The sequence below is a fragment of the Cellvibrio mixtus subsp. mixtus J3-8 genome, from assembly GCF_000766945.1.
GTDB classification, from domain to species: domain Bacteria; phylum Pseudomonadota; class Gammaproteobacteria; order Pseudomonadales; family Cellvibrionaceae; genus Cellvibrio; species Cellvibrio mixtus_A.
This window is the reverse complement of record NZ_KN266208.1, coordinates 436,209-456,289: the sequence shown is the minus strand read 5'-3', so window position 1 is coordinate 456,289 and position 20,081 is coordinate 436,209. Positions and strand designations below refer to the sequence as shown.

Annotated in this window: 14 protein-coding genes; 4 read left to right on the top strand and 10 right to left on the bottom strand. The window is 46.9% G+C overall.

What is annotated here, in order from left to right; genetic code table 11:
• Window positions 1-108: 108 nt before the first annotated feature.
• A complete protein-coding gene (locus A596_RS12485) occupies window positions 109-1,719 on the top strand; it encodes a S41 family peptidase (RefSeq protein ID WP_052417466.1) in 1,611 nt (536 codons plus the stop codon).
• 107 nt (window positions 1,720-1,826) lie between these two features.
• Here A596_RS12485 and A596_RS12480 read toward each other — a convergent pair whose 3' ends face one another.
• A complete protein-coding gene (locus A596_RS12480) occupies window positions 1,827-2,735 on the bottom strand; it encodes a DMT family transporter (protein ID WP_052417495.1) in 909 nt (302 codons plus the stop codon).
• A 143-nt stretch (window positions 2,736-2,878) separates the two neighbouring features.
• Between A596_RS12480 and A596_RS12475 the strand changes: the two genes are divergently transcribed.
• A complete protein-coding gene (locus A596_RS12475) occupies window positions 2,879-3,643 on the top strand; it encodes an arylamine N-acetyltransferase family protein (RefSeq protein ID WP_039915613.1) in 765 nt (254 codons plus the stop codon).
• A 72-nt stretch (window positions 3,644-3,715) separates the two neighbouring features.
• Here A596_RS12475 and A596_RS12470 read toward each other — a convergent pair whose 3' ends face one another.
• From A596_RS12470 to A596_RS12450, 5 genes are all read right to left on the bottom strand, one after another.
• Window positions 3,716-5,440, bottom strand: coding sequence for a hypothetical protein (locus A596_RS12470; protein ID WP_039915147.1), 1,725 nt, complete (start codon window positions 5,438-5,440; stop codon window positions 3,716-3,718).
• 322 nt (window positions 5,441-5,762) lie between these two features.
• A complete protein-coding gene (locus tag A596_RS12465) occupies window positions 5,763-7,625 on the bottom strand; it encodes a TonB-dependent receptor plug domain-containing protein (protein ID WP_039915610.1) in 1,863 nt (620 codons plus the stop codon).
• Window positions 7,626-7,793: 168 nt separating this feature from the next.
• The gene (locus tag A596_RS12460) at window positions 7,794-11,048 is read right to left on the bottom strand and encodes a hypothetical protein (RefSeq protein ID WP_039915145.1); all 3,255 of its coding nucleotides are present in this window, start codon (window positions 11,046-11,048) and stop codon (window positions 7,794-7,796) included.
• 113 nt (window positions 11,049-11,161) lie between these two features.
• Window positions 11,162-11,956 carry a 3-keto-disaccharide hydrolase gene (locus tag A596_RS12455; protein WP_052417465.1) on the bottom strand — a complete coding sequence of 265 codons (795 nt, stop codon included), beginning with the start codon at window positions 11,954-11,956 and terminating at the stop codon, window positions 11,162-11,164.
• Window positions 11,957-12,398: 442 nt separating this feature from the next.
• Window positions 12,399-13,160: a murein L,D-transpeptidase catalytic domain family protein gene (locus A596_RS12450; RefSeq protein WP_084128283.1), complete on the bottom strand. Its 762-nt coding sequence runs from the start codon at window positions 13,158-13,160 to the stop codon at window positions 12,399-12,401.
• Window positions 13,161-13,374: 214 nt separating this feature from the next.
• Here A596_RS12450 and A596_RS12445 point away from each other — a divergent pair, with 214 nt between their 5' ends.
• Both A596_RS12445 and A596_RS12440 read left to right on the top strand, forming a co-directional pair.
• Window positions 13,375-15,243: a L,D-transpeptidase family protein gene (locus A596_RS12445; RefSeq protein ID WP_052417464.1), complete on the top strand. Its 1,869-nt coding sequence runs from the start codon at window positions 13,375-13,377 to the stop codon at window positions 15,241-15,243.
• Between the two features lie 182 nt (window positions 15,244-15,425).
• A complete protein-coding gene (locus tag A596_RS12440) occupies window positions 15,426-17,630 on the top strand; it encodes a hypothetical protein (RefSeq protein WP_039915141.1) in 2,205 nt (734 codons plus the stop codon).
• Between the two features lie 125 nt (window positions 17,631-17,755).
• Here the strand turns inward: A596_RS12440 and A596_RS12435 are convergent, their stop codons facing one another.
• The 4 genes from A596_RS12435 to A596_RS12420 form a co-directional block, all read right to left on the bottom strand.
• The gene (locus tag A596_RS12435) at window positions 17,756-18,292 is read right to left on the bottom strand and encodes a GyrI-like domain-containing protein (protein ID WP_052417463.1); all 537 of its coding nucleotides are present in this window, start codon (window positions 18,290-18,292) and stop codon (window positions 17,756-17,758) included.
• Complete coding sequence (locus A596_RS12430) at window positions 18,264-18,650, bottom strand: YciI family protein (protein ID WP_039915140.1); 387 nt, start codon at window positions 18,648-18,650, stop codon at window positions 18,264-18,266. Before A596_RS12430 ends, A596_RS12435 begins: the two co-directional genes overlap by 29 nt.
• Window positions 18,651-18,799: 149 nt before the next feature.
• Window positions 18,800-19,207 (bottom strand): VOC family protein, encoded by a 408-nt coding sequence (locus tag A596_RS12425; RefSeq protein ID WP_039915138.1) that lies wholly within the window; start codon window positions 19,205-19,207, stop codon window positions 18,800-18,802.
• 37 nt (window positions 19,208-19,244) lie between these two features.
• The gene (locus A596_RS12420; RefSeq protein ID WP_039915137.1) at window positions 19,245-19,610 is read right to left on the bottom strand and encodes a DUF1428 domain-containing protein; all 366 of its coding nucleotides are present in this window, start codon (window positions 19,608-19,610) and stop codon (window positions 19,245-19,247) included.
• Window positions 19,611-20,081: the final 471 nt, after the last annotated feature.

The window sequence follows — 20,081 nt, the reverse complement described above, 5'->3', positions numbered from 1 at the left end:
CCGCGATGGCTGTTATAGCTATCGTGGTTTTTCAAAAGGATTTCTTTTATTCTTGTGCTCCCCAACGGCATATCGCTGCGGGTAACAGGATATTTAAGGGAATCTTTTGTGAACGAATCATCGCTTCTGGCCAAACGGGCCAACTATCTTCCTTCCTCTATCAAACCAACATTAAGCTTGCTTTCAGCAGGTGTACTGGCGCTCACTCTTGCTGCTTGTGGTGGTGGCGGAGGTGACAGCAGGTCAATTGGCAATAACCCAACCCCTTCCAGTTCATCGACAAGTTCGACGGCAAATTCCGGTTGGGTTGCCGGGGCTTATAAAAGCGCTTCGACATTCGACAACCTCTGCGCTGTGCCGCGTACCGGTTTCAGTAAATTTACCGGTATTGCTTTTCCCGATAAAAAAGGCACCAGCCTGGATGAGAAAAACTTCCTGCGTTCCTGGAGCCATGAAACTTACTTATGGTTTGAAGAATTGCCCGATTTGAATCCGGGCAATAGCGATACCCCGCAAACCTATTTCAGTAAATTAAAAACCAATAAAACAACCAGCTCCGGAACGGCTAAAGATGCATTCCATTTTTATGAGCCCACCGAGGATGCCGAATCATGGGAGTCAGGTATCACTTACGGTTATGGTATTCACCTGAAGGTGTACTCCACCACTCCGCCGCGCGGCTATTTTGTGGCATATGTGGAGCCCGGTTCGCCGGCTGCCAATGCTGGTATTGCGCGCGGAGCAAAAATTTTAAAAATTGATTCGTATGATTTGGTAAATGAAAACAGTGAAGCAGGATTAAATGCGCTTTCGGAAGGTTTATTTCCCTCCCTGCTTGGGGCGGCACATAATTTTGAAATTCAGGACGCCGGTACAGTTACATCGCGCACCGTGACAATACAATCCGCTGAGGTCAACACTTCGCCAGTATTGCTTACCAAAATATTGGAAACTGCCACGGGTAAAGTAGGGTACGTGGTATTTAATTCGCACGTTGAAAAAGCGGAAGACCAATGGGTAAAAGCCATCCAGCAGTTAAAACAATCTGCGGTGAGTGATGTGATTCTGGATTTGCGTTACAACGGTGGTGGTTTGTTATCGATTGCGAGCGAGGTCAGTTACATGCTGGCAGGTGCTAATGTGCAGGGAAAAGTATTTTATGAGCAAATTCAAAACAGCAAGCAACCAAAATTGGAGCCAATGCCTTTTTGGGATGTCGGGTATTACGGCAACTACAAAAACCTGGATCTGCCGACGTTGGATTTGAAACGTGTTTACATACTGTCTTCCGGTGATACCTGCTCTGCAAGCGAGGCGATCATTAATGGTTTGCGCGGTGCCAATATACCAGTGTATTTAATTGGCGATACGACCTGTGGAAAACCTTACGGATTTTATCCGGAAGAAAATTGCGGTACTACCTATTACACCATCCAATTGAAAGGCGCTAATGCAAAAGGTTTTGGTGAATACAGTGATGGATTTGTACCTTCGTCATTAGCGAACAGTGAAACCCTTGTGCAAGGGTGTCGTGTGCAAGATGATATTGCCCGTCAATTAGGTGATACCAGTGAAGCACTCCTGGCAACTGCGTTAAATTTCCGTGCAAATGGCAGTTGTTCAATTCGTACAAGTGGCAAGCTGCAAAAACAATCAGCAGAATTTGTTGATGGTGAGTTGGTTGGGTCGGAAATAAGAAAGTTATTAATCCTTAAGTAACAGAAATTTAAATACCCCACTGGATGAACTGCACCCCAAAAGTTGGACACCCCGTCCAACTGAGTAAGGTGCAGTTCATCCAGTGGGATATTTTTTCACAAACCGGATTATGTTTTTTTGGGGTCCAGGTGCCTGCCACTGGGCCTCCAGCCGCTGGAAATAACCACACCCGCTAATACGAGCAACATTCCCAGTAGCTGTATGGGATTTGGATAACTTCCTAGTATCACACTAACAATTAACGTCGATACTGGCACCAGGTTAAAAGCGATTGCCGATTTATCCGGCCCTAAAAAATGCACGCCTTTTAACCAAAAAATATACGCGAATACGGTTCCGAATGACGCCATGTAAAACAAGATGCCGTGGGTTTGCCATGATAGCGCCGGAACATCAATCAATGGTTGTTCTTGTAAGAGCGCAACTACTGTCAATGCCACTGCGCCTATGCTGACTGTCCAGCGCGCGAGTTGTAGCGATGGAATATGCCCGGCATATTTTTTTGATCCAACGGTATATAAGCTCCACACAATGCACGCACCAATCATCCATGCATCGCCCGGCGCAATGTGTATCAAGCTAAAATTTCCACCGGTAATGACCAGCGTAACGCCAATAAATGCAATAAGAATTCCTATGCATTGAAACAATTGAATACGCGATTTAAGTAACCACACTGAAAATAATAAAGACAGCATCGGTGATAGCGCCATGATTAATGCCGCGTTTAATGCTGAGGTAGTGTGCAGGGCGGTGAAAAAAGCATAATTAAACCCGAAGACACCGATAATCCCCAATGGAATCAATACCAATCCGTCGCGCCAGTGCAATTGCGATTCTGCTTTGCGTTGTGCTGCGCGCAATAATAAAAACAGAATAACCGCAATCAGAAAGCGTTCAGTTGCAGCGGTAAGTGGTGTAACATCGCCCGCAATCGCGTGGCCTGCATTAAAATTACTGCCCCAAAAAAAGGTGCTGGCTATTACCATCAGCCAAATACATAACGGTGAATTCATAGGCGGGGCTCGCTTCATTTCCCAAAATAACATCTTAGATGCTCTGGCGAAGGGATGTAAGTGACAGGTGTGATAAAAAAACACCGGTACAGATTTTAACAGTTACATGATTATTTTATGGTTAGCTAACAATGGGCGAGGCTATGCAAGCAGAAAATTTTGTATTGGATGATTACCTGAAGCGTATCCGGTATGCCGGAAGTGCTGAGCCAACAATAGAAACACTGACCGGTATCATGCGTGCGCAATTGCAATCAATTCCGTTTGAGAACCTGGATGTGCAAGCCGGCAAGATTGTGTCGATGGTGCCGGAGGATATTGTAAAAAAAATTATTTATTCCGGCCGTGGCGGTTACTGCTATGAGGTTAATGGTTTATTCACTATGGCCCTCGCTGGATTGGGTTTTAGTTTCGATCTGATCGGTGCTCGCCCGATGTTCTATCCTCAGCGACGCCCTAAAACCCACGTAGTGCTCGTCGTCAATATTGATAATCAACGTTGGTTGTGCGATACCGGTTTTGGCAGTTTTGGTTTGCGTGCACCTATTGGCTTGCATCAGCTCGGCCAGGTGATCCGGCAAGATAATGAAACCTTTGCATTGGATAAAAACGAGCGCGATGAGTTTGTGCTTAAAGCGTTGGTAAAAGGTGAATGGGCCAATCAATTTGGTTTTGATTTGCAGCCGATGGAATGGATAGATTTTTCATTGGCCAATTACTATAACTCTACCCACCCTGATGCGATTTTTGTGAAACAGTATTTGGTGATGAAACAACATGCGCAAGGGCGTACGTTATTATCAGGGAGCCAATTGAAGAAATTTACTGGAGACCAGGAAAATATTACGGAAGTATCATCTGAACAATTAGATGATGTGTTGTGGAAAGAATTTTCATTGCGTCGCTAATAAAGGAAGCTCTTGCTTGTTCAGCTATCTAAAACAAGCAAGAGTTTCTGTCCGTTACATTACGTGTTCTTTTTAATTAAACTTATCTATTTTAAAGTTCTTCACAATCAGTTCTGCATATCCATCTGTTGGATTATTGCTAAGCAATGCAAAATTAAATTTTGCCACTTTAGTTAAATCCAATGGAGTAAGGCCACCTTTGAAATCAGCGAATGGCACTTTCACCGTTGTAAATGCTGATGCAGCAGGTAATGTGATTTGGTTGTGAGTTCCGCCGTGAATAGCGTATTGACGCAATTGTAAATTCACACTCTGGTTGGATTTGTAAGTAATTTCAATAAAGCTTGAGCCGCTAAGGTTAATCGTTTCTGCTTCACCGGTTTGATCGAAGCCGGCAATTGGAAATGACATTTCTCCCCAAGGCGAAACCGTCATGCGCACGCGCGCAACAGGGTTGCCATCCAACACTACTAGTGGGTCTGTTCCTGACGCGGGAATCAATTGCTTGCTAGCGCTATCGCCACCAATTTTCCAGCTATGGAAACCATTAATTGTTAGCGGTGCCGGATTTAGCTGGCAACCACCGCCAGTGAAAGTGCCTGATGTTCCTTTGACACTATCACTCCAGGTACCGGTTAAGGTTCCGACTTCAACGTTTAACAAACCTTGCAATTTATTATTTCCAGCAGTGACGTTCAGGTTTGGTCCTTTCACATTACCGCTAAGGGATTGTGTTTCATTGGTAGTGAAGTTGTAAATTGAACCAGTCACTTTATTGGTAGCGTCAATGTTGAGCGCTACCAGGCCAGACTCACTGCCGTTGAAACTAGCACTGAATTGATAGAGCGCGGTGGTGGATCCACCTACACGGCTGGCAGAAAATGTTCCGCTGGTGTTTTCTTTTTTCCAGGTGCCATTGATTGCTGACACAGTAGTGAAACTACCTGCGTAGGAACTCTTGTCACCATTACTACCTGTTTCGAATGAAGCTGCTTGATTGTAAGCAAGCGCTTTTACCCCGCTTAATTCAACTAGCGCACCGCCATTTTCCAGTTGGGAAAATCCGCTTACGTCACCGGTGACAGGATTGGTGATCAGCGCGATTTTGCCTTTATTGTCGCCGGCAATATCACCGTTAAAAACACCCGAGTAATTGCATGAGTGTGTACCTTCGATGTGTTTTTTTGCAAGGTCCGCCGTAGGAAGTTGATGCGCTCCACCATCTGCTGCTGATGCGGCAGACAAAATTGTTGCCAGGTTTTGCGCAAAATCCGCAGCTGTAAAATCAATTTGTGTCCAATTGGCCGAGGCTGCTTGCACCGCACTGGAAATTTGCAGGCCATTGCCGGCATAGCCATCGGCATCAAGCATTAATAAAAAGCGCACCATATTTTGTACTGCAACGCTATCGGTGCTGCCATTTTCTATCAAATGAATAGGCGTGATGAGCGCTTTGCCCAAGGTAGTTCCCAGCGTTATCCCACCAATAGAAAAGGTGATGTTTTTTCCTTCTTCATAACTGAATGTGCCGGTGCTATTGGTATTTCCGGATTGGCCACCGGAAACAAAATGCACGCCGGAGATACTGGTATCTTTAAATTGCCCCTGCAAAACTTTAGCAGCAGCGGAACTGGAGCTTGAACTGCTGCTTGTGCTCAAACTTGAACTCGAAATCGAACTTGAAGCCGGTGAGGATGTGGTATTGGTTATCGGTGGTTTATCACCGCCACCCCCGCCTCCACCACAAGCAACGAGAACGCTGGATAAAAACAGGATAGCTGTAACTTTATTAAACATATTTCCCTCATGGATAATGAGAAAGGCTGAGAAAACGGATTGCCGTATGGGTGTAATCGATTTGGAAAACCGGAGCCAATAGCAAGCCAGCAATTTTTAAGTTGCCTAGAGGGAAATCTGCGTAGGAGGGTAAGCTGAAATGTGTCGTATGAGCCCGTTGAAGGCTTACTTGTTATTGGGGGCGAATCTTGCGCGAGAATGGTCGAGGAGTCAATAAGACCCTAAAACGAATGAGGGGAGGGTGAATCAATTGTACCGGGAATACCGGAGGTTTCAGGCAGAAACCAGGGAGGCTAAAAAGCCACCCCGGTTTTATGGTTAATTAAAAACTCATTTTCAAATTCAGCTTCGCACTGCTTCCTGCTGACGGAAAACCAATATCGGTGTAATAGTTTTCATCGGTCAGGTTTTCCAGTGCCAGACCCAATTGCGTGAGCTTATTGATTTGCCATTGAATGCTCGCATCAAAACGGTCATACGCTGCCAAGGTTTGTTCTGCATCGGCGCCGGTATAACGGCTGACTGCAAAGCGTTCGTTGACGCGCAAATAATTTACATTGAATTGCCATGCATCATTCAATTCATAATGAACGGATGCTCCGTAAGTAACGCCGGGGCGGCCCAGCAAATGATTGTCTGACGACAGCATATCGATATCGGTATAACTGGCATGCGCACGCAGGGTTACATTTTGTTGTGCCTGCCAATTTATTTCCGATTCCACCCCGCTGGTGTCTACACGCGAACGGTTAACATTTTTGAATGTTTCGGAATCAAAATCGATCAGGTTTTTGTAGCGGTGATCAAAGTAACTGATGCGGGCGTTGACCGTGTCTTTGGTAAATTCAAAACCGGCATCGCGTGTGGTGACTGTTTCCGGTTTCAAATCTTCATTGCCAACCAATACATGGCCCAATGCAAAGAAGCTCGGCAATTTAAATCCTTCGCCCCAGTTGGCGAACAACGTCCAATTGTCGTTTACGGTAAATTTGGTTCCTGCCTGGGCACTGTCATTTGCATCGAAACCTTCCGCGTCATCGCGACGAATACTCGCCTGTAATAACCATGCTTCAGTGGCGTAGGTATTCAGGTTGATGAAGGCGCTGTCGATGCGACGTTCCAGCGCAAAATTATTGGGATACACATCCGGCGAAACCAAATAGCCCTGGCTTTCGCCATCTTCATTTTTAGTTTCCACACCGATATTCGCCCATAATTTTTGCTGGTCACCGAGCGTGTTGATCCAGCTGAATTGTGTGCGATTAAAATCGATAATTGAACTGTTCACCGGGACTTCATAGAAGGGCGATATTCCGGGAGACCAATAATCTTCATCCCGTTGATACCAGCTTGCATTCACTTTGCTTTGCCAACCGGCATTCACTTGTGTAATCCAGCTTAATGCCGCACTTTGGTCTTTATAGTCGCTGCGATCCAATTCGCGACCAACCGCAAATTCCGGTCCGCCACTTTGCTCGGGGAAGCTGGTGCGTTCGCCATCCAGGTAGCGGTAATTAAAATTCAGCGCATGATTTTCCTGTTGCCAACTCAAGCGGCTGGTGAATTCTGTATTTTTGGCGGTGCTACCGGGAATCGGTTCGCCCGCATCTTTGGTTTGCACTGCAATGGCATAACCGAGATTATTTATTTTTCCCGCCGTGCTAATACCCGTACTTGCGTAATCATCGCTACCGATGCTTGCGTTCAGCGTTGTTGTCGCCTCACCCGGTGTTTGGGTGATGATGTGGATAACACCGGCGAGCGCATCAGAACCGTATACTGCAGATTGTGCGCCGCGAATAATTTCAATGCGTTCGATGGATTCGATATTAATACTGTTTAAATCAAATGCACCGCCGCGTGTGTTGGTTGGATCATTCAGTTGTACACCGTCGAGTAATACCAATGTGTGGTTGGCTTCTGCGCCACGCAATGCGATGGAAGTAACCCCGCCGGGGCCACCCTGTTCTTCAACCCACAAGCTGGGGATTTGACGCAGTGCATCAACCACGTTGTTGCTGCTTAATTGCAATAGTTGTTCTTTGTTGATCACTGACACCGACGAAGACAATTGTTCGTTGGTGACCGGGTTGTAGCTGCCGGTGACGATTAATTCTTCAGTAGTGGCAAGACCAGGTGTTGCGAGTAACGCGAGGAATAACGGGGTGAATCGAAAATTTTTCATTGCGAGCCTTAAAAATACCAAGTTACCAAATACGATTAAGCTGGGTTCCGGCATTGACTTCGGGACCGTGCGCAGCATGGATGCTGCGCCCGAGCCTACAGGGATGTCTTCACGGCGTGTCCCGAAGTCAATGCCGGAGCGCAGCGCCTCTCTTACGAAGTCAATTAACTATTGTTGTGGAAATTTATAGAGCGTGTAATACGCATCCATTTTTTCCGCTGCATTTTTTTCAAACAACGATTTTGTTTTCAATTGCGCATGATAAACACGCGCCGTCTGTTGTGGATGAACCTGTTTCTGTGCAAGTGATGATAAATCGATGCTCACAGTCTTGCGATCATTGCTGAGCGACACAGACTTGATGGCTTCCCTGGTTAAATCCAATTCATCCGAACCATAATCCGGTGCGTCACGGTACACCCAGGACTCCAATAGCAACAGGGATTTTAGTTCCTCAGTCGATATTTTGTCGCTGATTGCCTGAGTGAATTCGATTGCAAAACCGGTTGGTGTCGCCAGCATTTGGGTGATGGCGGGTGAAACGGTTTTTCCATCCCAGGTGATGCGTTGCAAACTCGCGACATGGCCGCCTTTAGCCTGCCATCCGCGCCCGGTTTGGCCAAGCAATAAACTGCCATCTTTCAAAAACAGCGGGCGCATTACACCGGATTCCAAGCCATCGATAAATGGCATCACACTGCCTTGCTCAATGCCGTCGACCATTTGCGTTGCAATACGCAATAAATTGGATTGGGTTTGGTCACCCATCAACATTTGTTGCTGGAATGGACCAAATTTTTTGTGCGTAATCCACGCTGGATTACCGGGCGAGTTGGCAACACGATTGTGCGGCAACAAAATAATGGCGTTAGCGCGCCGGTTTTGTACGTTGTCCCAGGCAATGTCCGGCGAGTCCGGTGTCATGCCTGGCAAATCCACCAACGCTGATGGATGACCATAAAATTTATTCTGTTCAATCACAAAAACTTTTGAGGTGCCCATGTATTCGCCCTGGTTATCGGAATACCACAAGCTGCCATCCGGCGCTGTGCCCAAACCGGCGGGGCTGCGCAAACCATTTGCCCAGGGAGTGAAATTGCCTTTTGCGTCTACGCGAATATTCCAGCCTGCCAAACCACCCGCGCTTCCCATATATTGACCGCCGGCTTTATAAGTCGAACCATCACCACCATCGGCGAGGTTAATGCTGATGTAATAAGCTCCGTCGCTTCCGCGCACCGGTCCGTGCATATACGAGTGGTAGTTACCGTGGTAGGAGTGTGCATCAAATAAGGTTTCGTAACTGTCTGCAATACCATCGCCGTTAGTATCTTTAATGCGCGTCAGTTCGGCTTTTTGTCCGGCGATAACGTGCAACCCTTTTTTATCTTCGACAATTACACCAAGGCTATCAAACGTACCTTCGGCAAATAATTGCCATTCACCTTTTACCATGCGCCAGATCCCGGCGGTACGCGTGGCTACTACAACGGTGTTGTTTTTGGTGAGTGCTAATCCGAGTGCTTCAAATAATTGTTCGCGACCATAATTATCTTTTGGCGGATAATAATTTTCGATGCTGTAACCCGCAGGTAAATCCGCAGTAGATCCCGTAATTTTTATCGGCTGTTTGCGATAATTAAATTCGGATTTGGTTGCGTGCCACACATTGGCTGAAACTTGCATTTTTGCCGTGAGTGTTGCTTGCCTGGTCCCTGCGGGTAACGTCAATTTGCCATTGGCAATTTCGCCGTTATCTACGCTGGCATTTTGCAATAGCTGCGTATTGAGTGAAAATTGCTGCGCGGTTTTAATATCGCCATCCACAGTAATTTTCACATCGCCAGTCGCAGTGATGAGTGTTTGAATTTTCACTGTATTATTGCCAACGCGATAATTAAAGGTCGGCACTTCTTCTTTTTTCCTGGAATTGCGTGTGTAACCTAAAAACTGTGCATTCATTGCTGCCACACGGGGCAGGTGATCTTCTTTGCTATTGAGCGAGGCTTTAATGGTTTCTACATCGCCAAATTTTGCATCTTTGAATGAGAAGTCAATGATGTTGCCTTGCGCGTTTAATGGTGCAAATAAAAACTCCTGTGCGCCAAAATTAATTTCGCGACTTTCGTAACCCATCTTTAAACCTTTGCCACCGCGATTGGTAAACTCGCCGGTCATATCCAGAAATCCGCCCTGCCAGATTTTGGTAATGGCAAGCAAACGCGGATCAAACGAATAGTTAACGCCCCAGGGTGTGCCCACGTGAATCGCACGGCCGGAAACACCGACCATCGGGCCGCGTTGAATGCGCACTTCATCGTCCACTAATAATTGCAAGCGGTCTGCAATCGGGTCATATTCAGCGGCGCCTGTTTTTGCGAGTAATTTAATGGTTGGCCCCTGATCGCGTAGATCGTTTAGCGTTGCGAGGTAATCGCCAATTGCATCGATTTGTACATCACTTAATATTTGCGCTGAAAATGCAGGCATGATTGGCAAGTAAGCTTCACCTTTTTTAGCGCCGGTCTCGATAACTGCTAATTGATCCGTAGATGCGCGAATACTGCGGTGTAAATATTGGCGATCTGCTTTGATGGTAAAGCGATGGCCTTCTCCGCCTTCGACAATTTCACGGTCGCGCGGTTCGCGTTTGAACAAACCGTACAGGTTTGGCCCAGTGCTTACGCCCGCATCATTTTTAGTCGTGAGATGGCAAGCATTGCAACCGATGGATTCAAATGTTTCTTTGCCGAGTGCGACAAAATCGACCAATTCTTTTTCGTTAGTGGCGTCACCGGAATTCTTGGGCATGGCGATTTGTGAAAAATCTGCTGGCGCTATAGAAAATTTGCGCAACGCAAGTTGACCTTTTTTCACCAGGAAACTGGTTGTGCCTGCCGGGCCTTCCCACGCAATACTGGCATCTTTACTCATTTCCGGGCGGATATCATTCACCAACACCGGCTCGCCATTGATGCGCACTTCGATAATCAATGCCGATTCGATTTTTGTGCTTGCATCATTGTAACGGGGTGCACGAAATTTTGCGGTCAAATGTTGCCACTCGTTATTCACATTTTTTAAATCAACCGCGTAGCGCCCTTGCAAAAATAATTTTGCATCGCTGCCTTCCGGCACCAGGAATTCCATATCCAGAACCGTATCACCCAAACCAACGGTGGTTATTAAGTGTTTGCTACTGCCTTGGGAGCCGAGTGCAAGAATTTCACCTTCTTTGGCAGCAGACAATTGCAATTTGTTGCCCACTGCACTGGCTGCGTTAACGGTTTTCCACTCGGCATTTTCTTTAAACGCGAGTGCGGGATTGGATGCTGGATTGGTTGTGGAATTGGCTGCGATAAGCGGCGTAGACGCACATGCGAACGCAAGCAGCAGTACTCGCAGCTGATTGATAAACGGCATGGTTGATTACCTGTTATTTCTTAACGGAAAAAAGCGCCGCCACTGCGAGGGCAGGGCGGCGCGAAACATTGACAGTTCACTCAAGCCAAACCGTCAGCGGACAGATACGGGAATTACAATTTGCGCACCCAGATATTGCGGAAGCTCACCAGGTTGCCGTGATCTTGCAGGCGCAATGGCGCACAGCCATGCGCTTTGTAGACAGGTTTACCAATCCATTCAGTCGCGCCCTGGATTTCAAAATGGTTTTGTACCAATACGCCGTTGTGCAACACAGTGACGTAACCCGGTGTAGTCAGTTTTTGTGCGCTATCGAATTTTGGGGCATTAAAAATAATGTCGTAGGTTTGCCATTCGCCCGGTGCGCGAGCGGCGTTTACCAGCGGGATGGATTGTTTGTAAACCGATCCAACCTGGCCATTGGGATAAGTTTTATTGTTGTAAGAATCCAGAACTTGTATTTCATAGCGCTCCTGGAAAAACACGCCGCTGTTACTGCGGCCCTGGCTCTCTTGCGGCTTGCCATCATCGCCGATGAAGTTGGTTGGTGTTTTCCACTCAATATGCAGTTGTACATCGCAGAATGATTCTTTTGTTTTGATATCCCCTTTCTTGGGGGTAACGGTAACGGCGCCATCAGCTACTTTCCATCCGGCTGCACCACCACCTTCAACGGCTTGCCATTGGTCCAGGTTTTTTCCGTCAAATAAAACGATAGCGTCGGAAGGTGCTGCATTTGCCGGTGCCTGGATAACAGGTGGAACGGGCTCCCAAACTTCAGTTTCCTGGGCGAGTTGCCAGGGTTCTTTCCTGGATGCGTCCGCTGCCTGGGTGTTGGTGACGCAAATTGCCGATAAAAGGCTGAGGCACACGGGCAAGGTGCCGCGTTTAAAAGCGCTTGTGTTCATGGAGTGTGTTTTCCCGGGGTTTTGTAGTTGCTGTGGTCTTATGGTTGTAGTTTTACGTTTTAGTTATAGCGACTATTTGGATGCCCGGCGAATGCTTTTACATTGCTTGATACAGGGAGTGTGAGGGATTGCCAATCTTTAACATTGCTTTACATTTGCTTGGTGTAGGTTGCTGGTGAGCTTGCGAACCGCAACATTCGTAATCGCAAACCGCACAATATTTTGCGAACACGAGAAATCGATGAGCGGCGTATGCATTTTGGTTTGGTGATTATGGATGCATGGTCATGTGGTAGATACATGGTCATGTTGTAGGTGCATAGTCATGTTGTAGGTGCATGGTCATGTTGCGGTTCGCAAGCTCACCAGCAACCTACGGGTGCTAATTAGAAGACGGGAGTTGGAAGCGGGGTGGGAGCTGAAAGATCAGCCTCAAGTGGAATTACTGTTTGACGCTGTTTTGTGCGAAGCGTTGGTTGCTTGGGCAGTTCAGGAATTTTGACGCATTTAGCCAGCGCTTGTCCGGATAGTAAGAGAAGAGGAATTGTTCACCTTTGATGGTATCAATCACCTTTTGCGCGATGCCGCGGCGTACTGCCGGGCAGCCCCAGCTGCGCCCCAGCCGGCCCTGCTTTTTCGCCAGTTTTGGGTCTACGTAATCTGCACCATGGAATACGATGGCGCGCTCCATCGCCTTGTCATTGAATCCGCTCTCCAAACCTTGCATGCGCAACGAGTAACCATTGGAACCGACATAAGTATCCTTAGTGCGGAACAGTCCAAGGCTGGTCTGCAGGCTACCGTAAGTATTGGAAAACTTTTGTGCAAAATTTTCACCGGTATTCTTGCCGTGGGCGACTAATTCATTAAATAAGAGCTTGCCGGTGATCAAATCAAATACCCACAGGCGTGGCACTGTAGAGGCCAGCGAGTAATCGATCACGGTTAAATTACGCGCGGGGGACATGCCCTGGCTCAGCGCGCAATCCAGTGCAGACAGCGCCAGGCCAATAACTTTGGGGTTTGCAGCGGGAGCTGCTTTACTTAAGGATTTCAACAATTGCAAATGCGTTTGGTCACCGGCAAAGGGGGACGGTAGTGCGAAAGGGTTATTGGTATCCGCTTGTCCAGCTGTGGCATGAAAAGTGAATAAAAGACTTAGGCAGGCCGAAAAAGATAAGGCCTTAATCGTGTTATACAACATGAATATTTCCCGGAATTCTGGGTAGATTAAGTTGCAGCGGCCTTGCTGTGACAGGGTTTATTATTGCCTGTAAATATCAATAGTGAACGAATGCTAGCATCTGAAAACTGATGCGGCAAACATTAAATGATCAAAAATACAGCAAGTATTGAATCTTCTTTGCTACCTTAGATAATAAGCACGTTTTTGATAGGGTGTGCAGGAGCATGCGTTTATGCAGTTGTTTCGGGTATTGAGGTCCATGGCGATAAAACAAGAATTATATCAATGGTTGTTGGGGACGGTGGTATTGATGGCTTTTGGTGCCGCACGCGCATTCGCAGTTCCTGCCCCACCAGCGCTTTCACCGCAAGAGTTATTGGTTAAAGAAATTGAGGCGCGGGTCGCGGTCATGCAATTAGCGGAGGAATCTGCACGTAATAATTCCCGTGATTTAACCCAGGCGGTGAGCACCTTCTATACCCAGCGCCAGTTCCGCCCGGTGTGGAACCAGGCGGGCAGGCTTGATGAATTGATTGCCGCATTGGACGCGTTGTCAGAAGATGGCCTGAGCCCCGAGGATTACCAGGTATCACAATTACGCCAGGTGCCACCATTAGCTGCCGATAGTTCTCCCGAATCGATTGCTCGCCAGGCCGATGATGACATTCGCGCAACAAACGCATACCTGCGTGCGCTCTATCATCTCTTTAACGGCAAGGTGGACCCTGCTGGGCTTGATCCCCAGTGGAATTTTGAACTGGAGGATTTGACCCTCACCAGTGCCGGTATCTTCGTGGCGGGCGGAGTAGATATCACGCCGGTTGCCGAGATCTTTGCAAAAACGCGCCCACAGCATCCTCTTTATAATTACATGCGTGAAGGGCTCAAGCGTTATCGGGTGATAGCGGCCCAGGGCGGGTGGCCATCCCTGCCGGTTGGTCCTTCACTCAAACCCTGTATGGTCGATCCACAAGTTGCCATCTTACGCAAACGCCTCAGCGTTACCGGGGAATATGTTGCACCCGTTTTGCCTGTTGCTGAAGGCCAGCAAAACACCTTGCCTGCACAAAAATGCCTGGGCCCGGATACCAAATTCATCGCCACTGCCAGTGCCAGTTCTGCACCGGCGGGCGCGGATTCAGCAACTGATATTTATGTCGGTGATGTTATGTCCATCGGCAGTAGCAGTTCTTCGAGTGCCGCAACGCCTGCGGGCATTAATCCAGATGAGGTTTTTGATGAATATCTGGTCGAGGCCGTAAAAAAATTCCAGCGCGATCAATACCTGGATGTGGACGGCGCGATTGGCCCGGCTACCCGCGCTGCATTGAATGTGTCTGTGCAATCGCGCATCGACCAGATTCGCGTCAATCTGGATCGCGCCCGTTGGCTGTTGCATAACATTCCGGCAGATATGGTGTTGGTTGATGTCGCCGGTTTTAAAATTACCTATTTCAAAGCCCATCAACCGATCTGGCGCTCGCGGGTGCAAGTAGGCATGGCTTATCGCACCAGCCCGATCTTTAAATCCGAGGTGAATTACATCACCCTCAATCCAACCTGGACTGTTCCGCCGACCATTTTGCGCAAGGATATTTTGCCAAAAGTACGCAAGGACATTAATTATTTGCGCGAGCACAACATCCGTGTATTGAACAACGAAGGTAAGGAACTTGACCCCCATAGCGTGGATTGGGCGCGCCCTGGCAATGTAATCCTGCGTCAGGATGCAGGTGCAGATGCAGCCTTGGGTAAAGCGGTAATTCGCTTCCCGAATTCCTATTCGGTTTACCTGCATGATACGCCCCATCAAAAATTATTTGATAAAAGCCAGCGTGCTTTCAGCTCGGGTTGTATCCGTGTAGAGCGCGCATTGGAGTTGGTGGAATTGTTGTTGGCCGAAACACCGGGTTGGGACCAGGCAGCTATCAACCAGGCACTGGATACCGGCAAAACCCGTAACGTCACCTTGGCCAAACGCGTTCCCATTTTGCTGGCGTACTGGACGGTCGACGCTATCGATGAGCACCACATTGCGTTCAAACCGGATATCTACGCACGCGATGCAAAAGTGTTAGTGGCGTTGAATCGTATTAATTAATAAAAAACTCCGTCCATGAACTGAAATTCCAGACGATTTTGGTGACTTTTTGAATCGGCGCGGCATGCAAATTTGTATTTATTGCAAGTCGCGTCTAGCGTTAATAGGTGTTAAGACCATAAGCCGTATCTGGCCTTCCCCCTAATTAATAGCTAACTGTTCATCAAGGACAAACATTCATCATGGCCACCAAAAAATCCTCGCGCTCCACCGGGATTCTGGAACAAGACGACCTTGCAACGCTGGAACCTGTTTCAGGCGCGCAATCTGAACTTGTGGAAGAATCCATCTCCGGTTCCAGCAGTGGTTATATGTATTTCACCGAGCGGGACCTGAACAAGATCCTCTACAATCTGGATACCCTCCGCTCCAGTGTTTATCCGCGACTTAGCAACGAACAGGATCAGGATTCGCGCAAGCAGCCGCAATTTCCGTCGGTATGTTTGATTGGCTTGGGCCGTTGCGGCTCCAACATTGCGTTGGATGTAGCCTCACTGGTTTACAACGCGCGCAACTTTTACCTGAATGAATTTGCTACTGAAGAAAAAGAAGTGCGCGAACAAGACCAGCGCCCCATTCGCTGGATCAAGCGCAGCCTGCATTTAAAAGGCGGCCATCAACTCAAACCGGTATTTTTAATAGAACCCCTGGTGATGCTGGGCGATCTCGACAAAGATATCGAGGGGCGTATCCGCTTTTCGCACAAGGGCGAACGTTCCGGTTTCCTCAAGGATTACACCAAAATGAAAATCATGGACTTGTCCGAAGTCCATGCCGGCGGTTCAGGTAACGCGCCGATTCTCGGCCAATACCTTGCCAAAATTATTTTGAATAAAGATACCCAACGATTTTCCAATCCTGATTGGAAACATGTGCATTCTTATCTAATCGATTCCTGTGGCATTAAGGCCAACCAATCGCGGTTGTATTTTTATATTTTCAGCGCGGGTGGCGGTACCGGTTCCGGTATGGCGAGCGAGTTTGGTCTCGCCCAACAATACGCCTACATGAGTAAAACCTTTGATGTGCGCGCTCCGGCAGATGATGCGGAAAACCGTGGCCATTCATTTGTCTTCGAACCTATCTTCACCAGCGGTATTTGCATACTGCCGAATATTTCCGATCACGGTGTGGAAATGTCCGAAGCCCTGCATATCAACGCGGGCCGTTTGTTGTGTAAGTATTTATCGGAGGAGTGGGATTTTTCTTACAACTTCGATAACGAAGATTCCAGCGAAGCCAGCGTGATGCATCGCATTCGCCCCTGGAATGCAATGATGCTGATATCCAATGACATCATGCGCTACGCGGAAGAAACTGACGAAGGCGCCATCCAGCATATCGATGTGAATGCAATGGAGAAATATGCAAACCAATATATTTCCCAGCAAATTTTTAACATCCTGACTGCGCAAGCTGTTACGACGGATTACGATGAAAACTATTTCCGTCGCGCGGGAATTGATATTGGCGAAACCATTCGCCTGGATGCTAACGATTTATTTATGAGTCTCGCGGGGCCAGTGGCCGTTGCTTATGCTGAATCCGTTATTCCCGCTGCAATGGCGCCACAAGGCGTCGATAAATTGCGCGGGATTGAAACAAAAAAATCCAGCGAATTGAATATCGATGATTTATTTTATCGCTCCATCGATTTGCCGCATTTCAATAAAGTCACCCAGGCAATCGAAGGCATCAGCTTGCTGCCGATTGAATCCGGCCGCTACCGCGATGCGCTGGCAAAATATTTGCAAAAAGGTTATGACCCGGAAGAATTGAAGAATTTGCACTTTTTCAAAAACTGTTCATCCATTGTGTCGATTATTTCATTGCCAAAAGACTACAAACTTTCCTATATGGATTTGAACAAACTAAAATCCCATTTGAATGGTTTGTTCCCCAATACTACATTGAAGCGCTACGCATTGGTGATTGGTGCGTCGGCAAATATTTCGTTAACCACGTTGATCGTAAAAAGCCCGTGTTTAAGCGATGATTTCCTGACCCTTATCGTTGCCTTTATCAAACGTTGCTTCGCTAAAGATCCTTATCGTTTTGATGAGCAGCTGGATACCGCGATGCTCGATTTTATTCGCGCAGAGGATTTTGATGAAAAGCTGGTAGATAAAATGCTCAATGAATATGAAAATCCGGCGAAAATCCTGGACACTAACTGGTACGCGATCAAACCTATGTATGAGAAAAAATATCGTGAGTTGATTAATGATTCGGAAAAATTCTGCTCTATCAACGATATTCGCCTGTCGCGCGACAGTGTGAAAAAAGCGATTAAATATTTGCGCGAAATTTATCGCCATAAAATCAGCAAAACCCGTATTGTTTCACTTAACTCTACATCGCTATCGCTTGATAAACCCCAACCATAATGGTGAACGGATAGTATTGGTGGGTAAAAAACGGAGAGCTATGCCTCTCCGTTTTTATTGTACATTTGAAATCACTACCTATGATTATGCAGGGCCTATGGCTATGGCTATGGCTATGGCTATGGCTATGGGGAGTGGGATGCCTGGGGGTGAAAAACTGGCAGCCAGATTTCGATATCACCTTCACCGGTGTGCGGATTAAATTGTTCTCCATAGCGTTCAAAAAAATGCAACGCGTTTTCCTCTGCGGTGGCGTGTTTGTATCCTGACGACGGCAGCCATTTATCAAACGCAAAATCAATGGTGGCGCGTATGCTATCCACAGATCCTGAATGTTTGAATATCGCATAGGTTTGCGAAGGAATAATAAATGGGCTGAATGTTTCTGGCAGCCCTGTGAAATCCCATACCGCACAACCCACCATGTAATAATATTCCCGGTTATGTACATGAATGCAAAGGCCAAACCCGGTGACACCGACTCGCTGTGGAATCTGGTCCCAACTGCCTGTTAATTGTTGCCAGAGCTGCGGGATTTTTTGTGCCGCATGTTGATCCATTGGTTCGCGCAGACCGGCAATTAGCAATGGGCCTGCGTGTTCAAACCGTGGTTGTGCCAACACAATTTTTTTATTAACCGAAGTGTTGTTGGATTCGTTCATCTTTTGTTGAGTCCAGTTCGCGGATCGGGCGAATTTCAATAGTACCAATACGTGCCGGTGGGATTTTGCTGGCGAGTTGTATGGCTTCATTTAAATCGCGCGCATCCAGTAAATAAAAACCGGCCAGTTGCTCTTTGGTTTCAGCAAATGGGCCATCGGTAATTAATGGCTTTCCATCGCGAATGCGTAAACTGGTTGCTGTGGTCGATGGGTGCAGCGCATTGCCACCAATCATTTTTCCGCTCTCACGCAAGTTTTGGCCACAGGCTTCACATTCGCTATTTAATGCTTTCCATTCATTAGATGTCATGTTGTTGATGATATTTTCATCGTAGTAAACCATGCATAAATATTTCATCGCTTTCCTCATCATTGTTAGTAATAACGCCAGTTGTCACGCTGGCGTTGATCATAGGGGCTATAAAGATTGATTATTCAAAAGTTACATCAATCCTATTACTGATAAAAGCTGTTATGGCACAGGATCTGTTCGGGAATAGGTAAAAATTATTCCTGAACATGTGATGGCTCCATGAACATAATTTCCCAGTGGTGACCATCCAGGTCTGTAAAACCGTGATAATACATAAAACCATGGTCAAGTGGCTCTACAGGCCAGGCCTTGCCTCCGGCGGCTACAGCTTTACTAATCGTTTCATCCACTTTTGCGCGGCTCTCGCAGGACAGGCACACAATAACTTCTTTAGTACTATGACCATCTGCAATTGTTTTGGGAGTGAATGTTTTAAACATCGCCTCGGTAACCAGCATGGAATAGATCGTATCACTAATGACCATGCATGCCGCTTTTTCGTCGGTAAATTGTGGGTTAAAGGTATAGCCAAGATGTGAAAAAAATGCTTTGGATTTTTCCAGGTCTTTCACCGGAAAGTTAACGAATACTTGCGTTGGCATAATCGAATCCCTTTAGCGTTTAATCAAAAAATAAAATTTATTCGTGACGCACAATGGATTTGAATCCACCATAAGCCATGCGTTTAAAATCAAACGGCGGATTTTCTTTATCGCACATATCATTCAGGCGTGGATCTGCCATGACTATTGCATTGATGCGGTCGCGCTCTTCGCGCGATGAGAAAATAATCCAGGCGATAATTACCGTTTCATTATCTTTACAACCCGCTGCGGTGCGGAAGCTGGTCATATCCTGAATATCCAGGTCATCACCAACACATTCCCAGTAAGCAATCGCACCGTGCTCTTTCCACACCGCACCTGCTTTGTTAGCCATTTGTTGATACTCCGGAATTTTTTCCGGGGCGATTGGAAGTAAAAAACCGTCTACATAATGAGTCATGGTATATCTCCTTCAGTAATTAAAAACAATAAACAACATTGGATGTTCCTGGCTGGGCGCCATACTTTATTTGTCCATTAGCCCGTTACATCGTTCCTTGTAAACGCCGCAGTGCACATGTCTGGTAACCGATACGGAGGATCAGTGGCGATAAGGATCATCCTCACTATTCTTCAGTTTCAGATGTTAGTCGTAGTGGCTGGATCAAAATCGACAGGGAAATAAAAATTTTTTCTTTTTTGAGCATTGCTATAGATAACAACCATAAAGCCGCAGATCTCCGCAATATAGGCTGATTTTTATTGTTACAAATGTTTTTGATGCCAGTCGATTTCCTACTAGAATAAATTTCCCGGTATTTAACTGGTTACCTGACGGCACCTGTTGGTGCCGGGGACAACAAGGGGCCGCCAGAGGATGATCGGGATTATCGGTGTGCCCATCAGTAATTATTTGGATAATTAATCAGGA

Excerpts from the sequence above, each read along its gene's own strand:
- A596_RS12445 (WP_052417464.1), top strand. The coding sequence starts at position 13,375 with ATGCAGTTGTTTCGGGTATTGAGGTCCATGGCGATAAAACAAGAATTA.
- A596_RS12460 (WP_039915145.1), bottom strand. The coding sequence starts at position 11,048 with ATGCCGTTTATCAATCAGCTGCGAGTACTGCTGCTTGCGTTCGCATGT.
- A596_RS12480 (WP_052417495.1), bottom strand. The coding sequence starts at position 2,735 with ATGAATTCACCGTTATGTATTTGGCTGATGGTAATAGCCAGCACCTTT.
- A596_RS12455 (WP_052417465.1), bottom strand. The coding sequence starts at position 11,956 with ATGAACACAAGCGCTTTTAAACGCGGCACCTTGCCCGTGTGCCTCAGC.
- A596_RS12450 (WP_084128283.1), bottom strand. The coding sequence starts at position 13,160 with ATGTTGTATAACACGATTAAGGCCTTATCTTTTTCGGCCTGCCTAAGT.
- A596_RS12470 (WP_039915147.1), bottom strand. The coding sequence starts at position 5,440 with ATGTTTAATAAAGTTACAGCTATCCTGTTTTTATCCAGCGTTCTCGTT.
- A596_RS12435 (WP_052417463.1), bottom strand. The coding sequence starts at position 18,292 with ATGAACGAATCCAACAACACTTCGGTTAATAAAAAAATTGTGTTGGCA.
- A596_RS12465 (WP_039915610.1), bottom strand. The coding sequence starts at position 7,625 with ATGAAAAATTTTCGATTCACCCCGTTATTCCTCGCGTTACTCGCAACA.
- A596_RS12420 (WP_039915137.1), bottom strand. The coding sequence starts at position 19,610 with ATGACTCATTATGTAGACGGTTTTTTACTTCCAATCGCCCCGGAAAAA.
- A596_RS12425 (WP_039915138.1), bottom strand. The coding sequence starts at position 19,207 with ATGCCAACGCAAGTATTCGTTAACTTTCCGGTGAAAGACCTGGAAAAA.
- A596_RS12475 (WP_039915613.1), top strand. The coding sequence starts at position 2,879 with ATGCAAGCAGAAAATTTTGTATTGGATGATTACCTGAAGCGTATCCGG.
- A596_RS12440 (WP_039915141.1), top strand. The coding sequence starts at position 15,426 with ATGGCCACCAAAAAATCCTCGCGCTCCACCGGGATTCTGGAACAAGAC.
- A596_RS12430 (WP_039915140.1), bottom strand. The coding sequence starts at position 18,650 with ATGAAATATTTATGCATGGTTTACTACGATGAAAATATCATCAACAAC.